The sequence below is a fragment of the Streptomyces sp. NPDC048473 genome (genome assembly GCF_043200155.1).
In the GTDB taxonomy this organism is placed as follows: Bacteria; Actinomycetota; Actinomycetes; order Streptomycetales; family Streptomycetaceae; genus Streptomyces.
The window spans coordinates 16,063-29,178 of the sequence record NZ_JBICXE010000062.1 but is presented as its reverse complement, the minus strand read 5'-3'; the positions used below and the strand labels follow the sequence as shown (position 1 = coordinate 29,178).

Annotated in this window: 11 protein-coding genes; 8 read left to right on the top strand and 3 right to left on the bottom strand. The window is 67.7% G+C overall.

Going from position 1 to position 13,116, the window contains the following annotated elements:
• Window positions 1-149 precede the first annotated feature (149 nt).
• The 7 genes from ACGFU7_RS42915 to ACGFU7_RS42885 all read left to right on the top strand — a co-directional run bounded on the left by ACGFU7_RS42915 (window position 150) and on the right by ACGFU7_RS42885 (window position 6,997).
• A complete protein-coding gene (locus tag ACGFU7_RS42915; RefSeq protein ID WP_393703721.1) occupies window positions 150-332 on the top strand; it encodes a hypothetical protein in 183 nt (60 codons plus the stop codon).
• A gap of 188 nt (window positions 333-520) precedes the next feature.
• Window positions 521-1,945: a site-specific integrase gene (locus tag ACGFU7_RS42910; protein WP_393703719.1), complete on the top strand. Its 1,425-nt coding sequence runs from the start codon at window positions 521-523 to the stop codon at window positions 1,943-1,945.
• Window positions 1,946-2,118: 173 nt separating this feature from the next.
• Window positions 2,119-3,645 (top strand): hypothetical protein, encoded by a 1,527-nt coding sequence (locus ACGFU7_RS42905; protein ID WP_393703717.1) that lies wholly within the window; start codon window positions 2,119-2,121, stop codon window positions 3,643-3,645.
• On the top strand, window positions 3,642-4,277 hold the full coding sequence (locus ACGFU7_RS42900) for a hypothetical protein (protein ID WP_393703716.1): 636 nt from the start codon (window positions 3,642-3,644) through the stop codon (window positions 4,275-4,277). The genes ACGFU7_RS42905 and ACGFU7_RS42900 overlap by 4 nt, the downstream gene beginning before the upstream one ends.
• Window positions 4,271-5,827, top strand: a complete 1,557-nt coding sequence (locus tag ACGFU7_RS42895) for a hypothetical protein (protein WP_393703715.1) — start codon at window positions 4,271-4,273, stop codon at window positions 5,825-5,827. The genes ACGFU7_RS42900 and ACGFU7_RS42895 overlap by 7 nt, the downstream gene beginning before the upstream one ends.
• Before the next feature lies 1 nt (window position 5,828).
• Complete coding sequence (locus ACGFU7_RS42890; RefSeq protein ID WP_393703714.1) at window positions 5,829-6,272, top strand: hypothetical protein; 444 nt, start codon at window positions 5,829-5,831, stop codon at window positions 6,270-6,272.
• A gap of 59 nt (window positions 6,273-6,331) precedes the next feature.
• Window positions 6,332-6,997, top strand: a complete 666-nt coding sequence (locus tag ACGFU7_RS42885) for a nitroreductase (protein WP_393703712.1) — start codon at window positions 6,332-6,334, stop codon at window positions 6,995-6,997.
• 407 nt (window positions 6,998-7,404) lie between these two features.
• Here ACGFU7_RS42885 and ACGFU7_RS42880 read toward each other — a convergent pair whose 3' ends face one another.
• Window positions 7,405-8,196 (bottom strand): hypothetical protein, encoded by a 792-nt coding sequence (locus ACGFU7_RS42880; RefSeq protein WP_393703710.1) that lies wholly within the window; start codon window positions 8,194-8,196, stop codon window positions 7,405-7,407.
• Between the two features lie 330 nt (window positions 8,197-8,526).
• Here ACGFU7_RS42880 and ACGFU7_RS42875 point away from each other — a divergent pair, with 330 nt between their 5' ends.
• Window positions 8,527-9,519: a CehA/McbA family metallohydrolase gene (locus tag ACGFU7_RS42875; protein WP_393703708.1), complete on the top strand. Its 993-nt coding sequence runs from the start codon at window positions 8,527-8,529 to the stop codon at window positions 9,517-9,519.
• Between the two features lie 42 nt (window positions 9,520-9,561).
• On the opposite strand, the gene ACGFU7_RS42870 is transcribed toward ACGFU7_RS42875, so the two are convergent.
• Window positions 9,562-12,033, bottom strand: a complete 2,472-nt coding sequence (locus tag ACGFU7_RS42870) for a tyrosine-type recombinase/integrase (RefSeq protein ID WP_393703707.1) — start codon at window positions 12,031-12,033, stop codon at window positions 9,562-9,564.
• The gene (locus tag ACGFU7_RS42865; RefSeq protein ID WP_393703705.1) at window positions 12,030-13,076 is read right to left on the bottom strand and encodes a tyrosine-type recombinase/integrase; all 1,047 of its coding nucleotides are present in this window, start codon (window positions 13,074-13,076) and stop codon (window positions 12,030-12,032) included. Before ACGFU7_RS42865 ends, ACGFU7_RS42870 begins: the two co-directional genes overlap by 4 nt.
• Window positions 13,077-13,116: the final 40 nt, after the last annotated feature.

Below are 13,116 nucleotides of genomic sequence, written 5' to 3'. Positions count from 1 at the left end.
TCTACAACACAGACTGCCGCCCACGACCAGCACGAGCACCCCGAAACCAGGTCACGCCACCCCGCTGACCAGCCACTTCAAGATGGCGGAGCTTCAAAGATCACGGTGACTCGGATGGCCAGGGACGGGATCTGGAAAGTCTGACCACGGTGTTCGACGGACATCTTCTGCTGAGCGATGGCCGACTCGTCGTGGGGGACGTCGTCGGTGAGAGCCGGTTCACCACCTCCCTGCTCGGCAGGCCGGGCCGGCGGCGGGTCCGGGTGTCGGTCGACGACGCGCAGGGATGGGCTCGCGCCGTTGACATCGTCATCAGTGCCGAGACGGTGTGACGGAGCCGCTTTCCGTCGCTGAGCGTCGCCTCACCACACCTCGCGCGTTCGAGCGCGTACTGGTCGATTGCCTGGACAACCCAGATTGTCGCTGCTTTCTTTGCGTGTCTCACATTCCTCAACTCCGTTGATCGGGTGTGGATTTAGCAGTTGGTGTGGACGGTGTCGCGCACGTAGCGTCCCGGTCCGTGTTGGTGCACTTCTTCTCTTCCGAGGGCTGGCAGTCCTGGGGACTCGGTGGGCAGCCGCTGATCCCCGAGCGGATGCCGGTCTTGATCGACGACGACTTCCGGTTCGAGGACGGGTACGGCCCGCGGGCGACGAGGGTGGTGAATACGTGGCTGCGTACGCTGCCGTCGAGTGGCGCCCCGTCGCCGAACTCGTGGCGTGCGTACGCGCTGGCAGCACGGGACTGGCTGACTCATCTGCGGCGCCACGCGATCGGGGTGTTCGCCTCGCGGCAGGACCTGGTGGCCGCGCTAGGTACGTACGCGGACCGGCGGTTGTCGGGGCCGTTGGACGAGCGGTTGGCGTCGTCTTCGTGGGAGCTTCAGGTCACCGCGTTGTCCCGGTTCTACACCTGGGCCGTGGAGGAGGGCTTGGCGGGTGCGGTGCCGTTCACACTGGCCACGGGCATGCGGATGGTCGAGGGCCGACCGGTCGAGACCGGGCGGAATCTGGCGAAGCTGCGGCGGGTGAAGCCGCACGTGAAGGTGCAGTACCTGGAGACGGACTTCGCCGAGCTGTTCTGCCGGGGACTGGCCGGGCTGGGCCCGGACGGTCTGGAGGATGGGGCGTTTCGGGGCCGGTTCCCGGGGCAGAACGCGGCGATGGGCCGCCTGGTACTGGGCACCGGGATGCGGAGCCGGGAGTTCACGCACCTCCTGGTCCACGAGGTTCCGCCGCTGCCCGCGGAGCCGACGGAGGTGCCGATCTTGTGGGCGGTTCCTGAACTGGGCGCCAAGGGCCGGAAGTTCCGCACGACGTGGATCGACTACGCATCGCTGGCGGTGGTCCACGCCTACATCGCGCTGGACAGAGAGATGGCCCGCGGCTCGTGGATGCCCCGGAAGCCGCTGGTGGTGGAGGAGGCGGACTTCTGCGGCGGCCGGGTCAACGGCCGACGCATGACCTGGTCGTCGCTGGCTCCGACCGAGCGGCTGCGGCTGGTCGACCCGCAGGGAGGCTCACTGCTGCTGGCGCTGAGCTGCGGCGGGCGGCCGTTCGTGGACTGGGGGACGCTGTTTCGTCGCACGGCCCGCCGCATCCGGGAGGTGTTCGAGCCGCGCTTCCCGGACGTCGCTCCGCACCGATGTCGCCACAGCTTCGCGATGGCCACGCTGGAGCGGTTGGTGGAGGGTCACTACCGGGCTGCTGCCCAGATGGCCGCGGCCACCGGTGACGCGTCGGGGCTCGCGCTCTACCTGCTGAAATCCGATCCGCTGCTGATCCTGCGGGACTTGTTGGGGCACTCCAGCGTCACGACGACGGAGGTCTACCTAAAGCGCTTGGACGTGCACCGGATCTACCGGGCCGCTTGGGAGAAGACCCACGGGCAAGTGGATCCGGCGGTGCTGGCCGAGGCCGACACCGAGTTCGAGGAGGCTGTTTGATGCCCGCCGAAGTGATCCGCGAGCCGCTCGCGCTGAAGTTGTCCCTGCCCGGCCAGGCCACCGAACTGATCGCGATCGGAGACCTTCCGAACCCGCTGCTGGCCACCGATCTCACCGAGGGGCTGGCCGCCCTGGTCCACCCGCACGGACCGCTCGCCAAGCGGACCACGGTGATGAGCTTCACCTACACGTTGCGCCGGATGGTCCGCGAACTGGCCACTGACGGGTTCGTCGGATCGGCAGGCGGGCTGACACGGCGGCTGCTGGCTTCCTTCTGGCTGCGCTCGCAGTATCTGGTCGAATACCGCACCCGCACGATGTTGCGGGCCTTCGACGAGCGGCATCAAGCCTTGACGGAACCGGTGCGGCAGATGGTGTTCGGGACGAACTACACCCGGCCGGTAGTGGGGACCCCGCTGCCGCCCTACCAGCCGGCCGAGTGGAACCGGCTGATCGACTTGTGCAAAGCGGAGGTACGTCGTCTTGGGGACCGGCACCGGGCGATGCTCGCGCTCGCCGAGGAGGGCACGGACCCGGTGGTCGGGGGTTGGAACAAGGCGAACGCGGCCTGGTTGCTGTTGCGGTTGGGACCGGTCAGCCGGGCTGTGGTCGCGAAGCACCTGGGCCTGACGCGGGAGGAAGCGCGGCAGGGGTCCTTGGGGCTTGAGGAGATCCGCAATGCTCTGTTCCCGACGCACGCGGAAGCCGTCCCCTATCTGTTGCTGCTGGGGGCTTGGACGGGCATCGTCCCCGACGGGTTGACGGGTCTGGAGACGAAGGATGTCCGCTGGACTGGGCAGCAGGCGATGTTGCTCTCCTACACCAAGGGCCGCACGGGCGAGGAGAGTCTGGTGCTGTCGGCGGGGGCATCACGGCTGCTGGAGCAATGGATCGAGCACAGTGCCCAGGCACGCAGGCATGCTCCCGAGGACCTGGCCGACCGGGTCTGGCTGGTGACTTCGCATTGCCGGTTCAAGGCCGCCACGTTCGCCGAGTATCTGCTGCGGCCCTGGGCGAAGCGTCACAACGTGCGGTCGGATGCCGGCGGGCCGATGTGGTTGGACAGGCGACGGCTGCGGACCACGTTCATCGCTCAGCGCGGGCAGCGCACGTGGTCGCTGCGGGCGACGATCGACCCGAACCACTCTCCCGAGGTCGAGGGCGATCACTACCTGTCGGCGGCCACACCCGCTCAGCAGGCGGTGGTCGGCGAGATCATCGCGGACGCGCAAGGAGACCTGTTGCGGCGCGCGAGCACGCCGCTGGTCGTCGACGACGCGGCGGCTGCGGACCGGCTGCCGCAGGAAGTCGAGCGTCTGGGCCTGAGCCAGGGTGTTCTGGAGGAGCTGCTGGGCGGGGAACGTGACGTGTTCACCACGTCCTGCGCGGATCAGCTGGCTGGGCTCCACGGTCCGAAGGGAAAGCCGTGTCCGGCCAGGCCCTGGGTCTGCCTGCTCTGTCCGCTCGCCTTGTTCGCTCCCCGGCACCTGCCGAATCTGCTGCTGCTGAAGGCGTATTTCGCCCGTCAGTTCCGGGCGATGCCGCGCGAGCAGTTCGCGGTGGTGTTCGCCACCTATGCCCGTCGGCTGTCTGTCGAGATCCTGCCGCGGTTTCCGCAGGCCGCGATCGAGGCGGCCCAGGCGGAAGTCGCCAACGTGAATGCCGAACTGCCCTTGCGTGCTGAGGAGATGACCTCATGAACCTCGCTCCTGCAACTGCTGGAGTGCCTTCCGGGTCGTTGTTCGCGGGGGCGGACGTCGCGGCCACTGCCGGCCTTGTCTGGCGGGACGGATTCGGCCGGCCCCGTTTCGAGGACGACGTGTGGCCGCTGGAGGGCTGGGCGGATGCGCCGGTCCAGATGAAGCCGACCGAGAAGAAGTGGGAGTTCAGCCGGATCAAGGATCCGGCCTGGCGAGTGGTCGCCAAGGAGCTCGCACTGGCCTGGCTGGCGACCTCCGATGAGCGGGTGCTGGCGCTGCCCCGGGCCCGGCGGATGCCGCGCCGCCCCCGCACCGTCGCGGCGAGGCGCTACCACGCCACCTTCTGGTTCAACTGGCTGCACGAACAGCGAATCCCCTCTCTGTCCGCGGTCACGCAGGACCACTGCGAGGCGTTCGTGAAGGAGTACGGCGTCATCCGGGATGCCGACGGGGCTGTGATCCGACCGAAATCCCCGAGCGGCCTGCGGACGGTGGTCTCCGTGATGCAGGAGACCACCGACTACGGGGAACTGCTCTCTGCCGACCGGCACCGGTCCGGGTTCCGTCCGTGGGGGGGGAGCGTTCTCCAGGCCGCGTCACCGGCGCCCCGACGAGGCCCGAGATCGTGGTGAAGACTCCGCCGCTGCCGGACGAGGTTCTCGCACCCCTGCTGACAGCATGCCTGCACCTGGTCAATGTCCTCGGGCCGCACGTCGTCGAACTGCGGAAAGAGCTCCGTGCCGACCGTCTCGCCCAGGACGCAGAAACCCCGTGGTTGATCCGCAACCTGCGCGATGAGGCTCCGCTTGCTGCGGTGGTCGAAGAGCATCTGCGGGCAGGCAGGCCCCTTCCCCAGCTCGAAGACTGGCAAGTGGCCACGCGCCTGACCAGGGGCTGGGATCCGCACGATCCACTGCTGGAGGTCAGTTTCCTCCAGTTGCTGCGGCCGACCGGGCACCGGGACATCGCGCGCCGGTTGTTCAAGAGCGTCCGTCCTCTGCTGGAAGCGGCCGTCGCGCAGGTCGGAACGGAATACCGGTGGTGTCGTGATGCGACGGATGTTCCCCGCGCCGACAACGGTGACCTGGTGCCGTGGTCGGTCCCTCTGCCGTCGTTGCAGGCGCAGGCCCTGGTCAGGGTCGTCGGCCATGCCTGCGTGATCACCACCTCGGCATTGAGCGGCATGCGGTCCAGCGAGCTGATGGAGCTGGCGGTCGACTGCCACGCTCCTGCCGAGGAAGACGCCCCGGGCCTGGCCCGGCATCGGCTGGTCGGCAAGGTCGTCAAGGGCCGCCGCTGGGGCGGCGAGCGTGATGAATGGGTCGTCGTCGAGGAGGTCGTCCGCGCCGTCACTCTGGCGGAGCAACTGACCGATGCCGAGCCCGGCCAGCTGCTGTTCGGTGCTTTCCACGGCTTCAACAGCAACGGCGCGATGGACTGGCTGCGGCGGTGGGTGGCCTCGCCCGCCGGCCAGCGTCTGGGCCTGGAGCCCATCCCCGACTGGCCGGTCCATCCCCGTAGCTTGCGCCGGACTCTCGCGGTTGAAATGGCGGCCCGGCCTGGCGGGCTGCTGGCCACGAAGCTGCACTTCAAGCACGTGTCCGTGGTCACCAGTGAGGGATACGCGCACCGGCCCGGCGGCGCTCAGGCCGTCTTCCACCAGGAGTGGAAGAGAGCCGAGGCGGACGAGAAACTGCACCGGACCGTTGAAGCGTTCCGTCAGTTCCAAAACGGCCAGTTGCCAGCCGGTCCCGGCGCGGACGCTCTGATGGCCGCCTTCCGCTCGGTCGAGGACGAACTCCAAGGACACGAGTCCGGCCCGGCCAAGGTGGTCACCGACCGGCAGGTCGAACTGCTGCTCAAGAAGAAGGCCGCGGTCCTGCACCTGTCCGCCGCGAACTACTGCTGGTTCGAGGACCCGGCCAAAGCCTTGTGTCTCAAGCTGGCCGGCGCCAAGTCAGCGGCTGCTCCGCTGACGGGAATGTGTGACAGCTCCCGCTGTCCGCAGGCAACCCATCATCTCCTCCACCGGCCCGTCTGGCAGACCGCGGCGGACAACGGCACCGTCCTGTTGGCGAGCCCGCGCATCCCTGCCGGCGAGAAGAACCGGCTGCGGGCCGAACATGAACGCTCCATGCGAGTTCTCGAAGAGATCGACAAGGCCGCCGGAAAGGCGGGATGACATGGCACTCAGTCCCGAACAGCGCGATCAGATCGAACGGCGGATCCGCGCAGCCATCGACCGGCTCCTCGCCGGGCAGATCCCGGCCGGCGGGGCCTGCGACGTCAAGACCCTCGCCCGCGAGGCCGGGATCTCCCGCGCCGCCCTCTACCGCACCTGGGGCCACCTCAAAGACGAGTTCGAGCAACGACGGTCCGCCGCCCAGGCTGCCGGTCAGCAGCCCGACCCGCGCGAGGCTCGGATCGCCCGACTACGGGAGCAGAATCAGCGGCTCACCCACAAACTCGCTCGCACTCACGCCGAGTTCAACCAGCTCAAGGAACGTCACCAGCTGGCCTTGTCGGTCTTGGCGGCCAAGGACGATGAGGTCCAGCGGCTCCGCCGCCAGCTGAGCACGATCAGCCCCACCGACGCTGCAGGCGTCGTCCCTCTGCCCCGCCGATGAACTCCTCTTGTTGAAGACGGTAGAGAGGTGGTTGCCGTTGAGTGAGAGGACAAGAAGACGTGGATGTGTATGAAGCCGTGGACAGTCGCCGGGCCGTGCGGGCGTTCAGCGATGAGCCGGTATCCAAGGAAGTACTTGAACGAGTGCTGGCGGCAGCGACTCGGGCTCCGTCGAGTGGGAACCTCCAGCCGTGGCATGTCTATGTCGTGACCGGCGAGCCCTTGGCCGAACTGAAGAAGCGCGCGACGGCCAGGGCACTGGCGGGAGACCCGGGTGATGAGCGGGAGTATCCGATGTATCCGGCCGAGCTGACCTCGCCGTATCTGGACCGTTTTTCCGCAGCGGCCATCCAGCGCTACAAAGCGCTGGGAATCGAGCGCGACGACCCCGAGAGGCCCATGAAAATCGCCGCCTTGAACTCGGAGGCGTTCGGGGCGCCGGTCGTGCTGTTCTGCTACCTCGACCGGACGATGGGTCCCGGGCAGTGGGGGGATGCGGGGATGTACTTGCAGACGGTCATGCTGTTACTGAGGGCGGAAGGGGTGCACAGCTGTCCCCAGGTGATGTGGACGATGTATCGCAAGACCGTCAGCCGCATAGTCGGAGCCGATGACAGGCTCGTACTGTTCTGCGGTGTATCGGTGGGATTCGAGAAGGAAGGCGTGCCACGCCTGCGTACCGGACGGGCGGACATGACAGAAACAGTGAGCTTCATCGGAGTGTGACCGTCAGACGGTCAAGATCCACAGGACGACCTTCTGAGCCACCCGGCAGCCTCATAGGGGCGTCCGGCCCGGCTACTCGTAGAGGCTGAGATTCCAAACACTTCACCCGCACGGATGAACCCTCGCCCAGCACGCAGCCGAGACACGTGGTCTCCGCGTCGCCGACGCGGAGACCACGGCGCAGTCTGTCCCGACGAGACACTGCGGAAGGTGGACACGCTCGACGCCGCGATAACCCAGTAGTCGCCGATCGCGCTGGCGGCGCGGGTCAGTCCGAGCAGGGCGGCGAAGACAGCGGCGTTGCGGTACGACATGCGGGCGAGTCCTTGTCTGCCGGTGGTGAAGGGCCGGGCTGTCCGGCCCTCTGCACCGCCCCACCGGACGGGGTGGGGCGGCACAGAGGGCCGTCAGGCGCTCGCGAGGGCCGGGGCCTGGGCGTCGAGTCCGGCTCCGATCAGCAGGGCCCGGATCGACTTCTCGTAGTCGTCCGAGCGGATCCGGTCGTGGAGCAGCTGACCAGCGGCCAGGCAGCGGGCCCGCAGGCTGATCGCGGCGACGACGTCCGTATCAGCGCCGGCAACGGCTGCGGCCTCCTCTGCGGCGTCCCCGGCAAGCTGGTAGGCCGCCTTGAGACCGGCCGCGCGGCGGGAGTGCCGCGCCCGCCAGTGCGCCCAGTCGCTCAGCGCGCGGGTGTCGGTCAAGCGCTCGTCCCACGCGTCGTACGTGCGGCGGGTGCTGTCGGGGTCGGCAGCCCATCCCTGGGCCCACTGTCGGGCGAGGTCGGGCAGTTGAGCGACGGTCTCCAGGACCTTCGCGCCGCGGTGCCCGAAAGCGCGCCAGGCGTCGGTCTCCTCCACGACGCGGATCTGGTGGGACATCAGCCAGTACGGGGCGAAGTCGGCGCCCCAATTGCCGGTCTCGCCGCGCGGCTCGACGATGAACAGCCGCACGGGCCAGCCCGACTCGATGCGCTCCAGGATCTCGCCGGGCTTGGTGTACATGTGGAAGTACGAGAACGGCTTGTCCGTGTACCACTTCTGGCCGGGGCTCGAGTGGTCGACGGTCTGGCCGACGTGGTCGGCGAGGTTGACGGTCGGGATGGTCTCGCCCTGGGCGCTGTAGTAGCGGGCGAGGTGCTCGCAGGTGGGCGGGACGGTGCCGTCGGGCAGGGTCGCCATGTAGTGGAGCTGCTTCTTCATGGGCTGGTCTCCGAGGAGTTGGCGGTGCAGGGCCGGGCTGTCCGGTCCTCCGCACTGCCCCAGCCCTGGGCGGGGGTTGGGGCGGCAGGGGGAGCCGTCAGACGGTCACGAGCGGTGGGCGACGGGCCGGTGCAGGTCTCGGTGGTAGAGGTGGACCTGGTGGCCGCGACGGCGCAGGCGTCGGGCCAGAAGGTGGGCCGTTGCCCCTGCCCTTTTCCGGACTAAGAGGTGTGACCGAGGCAGGTCCCAAAGGGGTCCATGGGATGATCTCGAAGCCGGGTGGCGGGCTCGCGAACTTCGAGATTCCCAATGAGGCAGCAGGGGGAATGGGTGTCAGAGTTGGAAACTTCACCGCCGCTGATGGCCGACCGGGGGCGCGGTTGGTACCGAGGTGACTGCCATGTGCATTCGGTAGTTTCGAGCGGCGGTGAGCTGACGCCGGAGCAACTTATGGCCGATGCGCGTGCGGCGGGGCTTGATTTCCTCGCGGCCACCGAGCACAACACGTCCGAGACGCATGGCGCCTGGAGTCGGCACGTCGGCGACGATCTGCTGGTGATCCTGGGCCAGGAGGTCGTCACCCGGACCGGGCACTGGCTCGCTGTGGGGGTCCCTTCAGGGCAAGTGGTCGACTGGCGCTATGGCGTGCGGGACAACATGATCGACCGGCATCTGGACGAGGTCCACCGTGCGGGTGGGCTCTGCGTCGCCGCCCACCCGCACGCGCCGTACCCCTCGGGCACTTTCATGTACCCGTACCAGGGGTTCGATGTGGTTGAGGTGTGGAACGGGCAGTGGAGTTCGGACGTGCCATGGCAGGCAGACAATGAGGCGGCCCTGGCCGAATGGGGGCGGAGCCTGGCTGCGGACATTCACCAGGGACGGTGGCGGCCGGCGATAGGTAACAGCGATACCCACCTTGAAGGCCAGATCGGCGTCCCGCACACCGTCGTGCTGGCCGAGGGTCTGCGTGCCGACGAGATCCTCGCCGGGATCCGTGCGGGCCGGAGCTGGATCACTGAATCGGTCGCAGTCGAGCTGTTGTTCACGGCCTCTGCGGGTGATCAGAGCGCCAGGATCGGCGAACGGTTGGAAACCGGCGATGAGCCAGCCGTAGCAAGAGTGGACGTACGCGGTGTGCCGTCGGGCACTGTCAGCTTTCACACTGAGCAAGGGATGGTGCACCGCGCGTCGCTTACCTGCTCGGGATCGGATGCCGTGGAGTGGCCCATCAGTGCGGCGGATTCGGCGTTCGTCCGTATCGAGGTACGCCATCCCGAAGGGCACATGGCGGCGCTCAGCAATCCGATCATCCTGGCCTGAACTGACCGAGATCAGGCGGATTGGCTGCATGTGGATCCCCTGTCATGGAGCCGAGTCGGATTGCTGTGCCGGTGGGTCGGTGAAGAGGGGCATGCCGAGGTCGACCAGTTGGGTGCGCCCGTCGGTGGAGGTCCGGTTGAGGCTGGTGAGCTTGGCCATGGCGGCGTTGAGGCTGACCTGGAGTCCTTCGACCTCGCCGAGCCAGCCGTTGGCGCGGGCCTCGGTGATGCGCTCACGGAGGTTGCGGATGATCTCGATGAGGCGGGGCCGCTGCTGCGGATCGAGCTGGAGCACGGGGCAGCGGATGCAGGCGTGTTCGTGCTGGCAGGGGGTTCCGTAGGGCCGCCCGCAGGTGCCCAGTGACACCTTGCGGAGTTCGAAGTGCTGCTGGAAGTCGTGCCACTCCTGCTCGGCGGGCTCTCGGTATTCGTCTTGCGGTCGATCGGCCCGGCGGCGGTCGAGAAAGCCTCGGTAGGTCCGCACGAGGTCGTCCTGGAAGACCGCGAGGTATGCCTGGGTGGTGGTCAGGGTTTTGTGCCCGAGGATGCGTGCGGCGATGTGGACGGGCAGTCCGCCGGTGACGGCCTCGGTGGCGAACATCCTGCGGAAGTCGTGGGGCGTGTAGTTCAGCGGCTGTCCTGCCTGGTCGCGCAGACCGGTGGCTTCCAGCGTCCGGTCGAGCCTGCGCTTGACCGCGGCCTCGCTCATTACCTGCGGTTGCCAGTACGGCCGTCGTTGGAAGAGATGGGCCAGCAGCGGGCCGGTGACTCGCTCGTGGGAGTCGTATCGGGCGATGAGGGGGATCTTGCCGCCGTTGGCGTCGCGCAGGCGCTTGATGATGGTGGCCAGGACGCTTGCGAGTTCGGGGCTCACCAGCAGGAGCCGTTCCTCGTTGCTCTTGGACGGAACGATCTGACGCAGTGGAACGACTTCTCCAGTTTCGGGCAGCCGGTAGGAGACCAGTGCCAGATGTGTCAGTTCCGTCAGTTCCTCGGCCCGTACTCCGGTGTGCCGCAAGGTTTCGATGACCGCCCAGGACCAGAAGGCGTCGTCCTCTACCAGGCTCTGGTTGATGCGGCGGCCGGTGGAGCCGACCGTGCGGATGAAGACGTGCGGCGATCCGTGGTCCAGCCGGCTGGGGACCTGGTTGACTTTAAGCAGTTCCCGCAGGTAGCTCGTTCCGCGGTGCTCGAAGACCTCGTCGAACGGGGTGGCGCGAGCGGCCTCGAGGAGAGCTGCGGCCTCACGGTGGACTCGTTCTGCTGTCTGGACCAGCAGGGGGAGGTGGGGAAGCCGGTCGCGCACTCGCTGGTGCATACGGGCCGTGGTCTGCTTGTAGATCTTCTGGTTCCCGGCGCCGTCTCCTCGGGTGATGGGGCTGGGGACGGCCCACTGCGCCCAGAAAGGGTCCTCGTGTGCCCACTCCTGGATGTCGAGATGGAAGCCGCGGACACGCATCATCACGTCGATGCGGGAACGTCGTTCCTTGACCTCGCCGGACCTGGCGTGGACGTAGGTCACGATCCGTTGCTTCCAGCCGTCGATGACGTCGTCAGGGAGCCGGAGGCTGTCGATGCCCGGGTGGTGGGTCTCGATGTCCGCCCAGAAGACGCCGGCCAGTTCACGTACGAGTCCGCGGAAGGTGCCGTAATCGACACCGGGACGACGTTCGTCGAGATAGCGCACCAGCACGTTCCGGATCTCGGTGGACTGGATGTTGTAGGAGTCGACCAGCTCGGTCGTCGGCCGCTGTCCGTGCCGCAGCGCATCCTTGAGGGTGTCCTTGGACTGGATGGCACCGACGCCTCGCAGCAGTTCCCAGGCGCTGTGAGTCCCGACGAACGCCTCGCCTCGCATCCGGCGTCCTCGCGCCCGGACCTGGAAGACGTCCTCGGCGGTCAATTCATACAGGTCACGGCCGGTGTGCAGAATCATTGAGGAGATCAGTCGCAAGCCCTCATCAACGTGTCGGGGCGTCATGCCCAGCCCGGCTCCATGGTCACGGATGGTGTCCAGGTCCCCGGCGGGCAACATCTGCTGGACCTGCTTGAACAGCAGAAGTGCCTTGTAGCCGCGGAGGAATCCGTATCCCGGCAGGACGATCCGGCTCAGCATCAGGCAGTTGAGCCCCGCAATCACTCCGTCGCGCTGACCATCTGTCTGGTGCTCGCCCAGCACAGCGGTGAGTACGACTTCCTTCCCGCGGTCGGCACCAGCCGCTCGCCAGCGTTCCTGCCACCCATGGCCGGGATGCTGCCCGAGCCAGTCGAGGATCCTGGCGGCGTTCGCCAGCCGCTTGTTCACCCGGTCCCGGCTGGCCTTGGTGTCACCAGGCGGCCAGAGCGGAGAGGCAGGAAGCAGGGCCAACACCTCAGCGCGGGCAAGACGGTCGTGCGGTCCGACACGCGCTTCATCGGCCTGCAGGTCGTGGTCGATGAACAAGGCTTGCGCCGGTGCCGGTTTCGTTCCCGCCAGCCGGACGGAGTTGGCCCGTCGCGATCCCTTCCTGGTCATCCGCGCTCACCACCGAACAGCACGTCCAGGTCGCTCGCCTCATAGCCGGTGGCCGGCGATGCCGGTGGAAGCGCCGCACGTTCCTTGACGTCGGCGAGGTACTCCTGAACGCGGGCGATCACCTGCTCCTCGTCCTCGACCAGGTAGATGTCCGCAGTGGTGCTCAGGTGCGCGTGCCCGAGGATGGTCTGCACGTCCCGTAAAGAGAGCCGCTTGTCTCGGGCCATGCGCAGCGCGGCGGTGTGCCGCAGGTCGTGCATCGACCGGTTCGTCTCCAGCAAGGCGTTGGCCCGGCGGAACACCGCCCGCAAGGCCTCGTAGTTCATCGGCTGACGCGCCAGGCCGACCCCGTGATCTCGACGCCGCAGGGTCCACCACAACGGCACCTGCGGATCCAGCGGTGTGCCCTCGCTCTGGTAGAGCCGGGTCCAGATGAACGCCTCCGCGCTCGCCGGCAGCCACTGCTCGGCCTGGGCGCCCTTTCGGACCACGCGTACGAGCTGGTCACCCCGATCCACATCGGCTCCCTTCATGCCGAGAAGTTCCGAGGCCCAGGCGCCGTTACTGATGGCGAACGCGACGATCGCCCGGTCACGGTTGGAGCGCAGCGCGGCGAACAACTCGTTCCACCGCTCGTCCGACATTTGCCGGGGCCGGCGTCGCGGAACCCTCGGGTTGCAGCGAAGCCTCCCCTCGCCCCGATACGGATCGAGGGGGTTGTGGTGGGCGTGAGGGCGTCGGCGCTCGGAGCGTGCCAGCGGCACCGGATTGACCAGCGGCCCGCCGCCCGCCTCGATCCAGAAGGTGTAGAAGCTGCGGATCACCGCGTTGCTGTGCCGGATCGTCCGGGGCTTGTAGCGATCGTCCAGGTAGGGCTTCTTGGTGATCGGGTTGATGGTGCCCGCCGTCACGGTGGACACCGTCCGGGCGGCATTGGGGACCTTGAACGTCGTCCCCAGCCACAACGCGAAATCCCGACCTTCGGCCGAGGTCGCCTGGTTCCACGGCACGTCGACCACCCGCAGACCTGTTAACTGCACCATGTCCCAGTCGTGGCCCAGGCGGATCGTCGGGGTCTTTTCA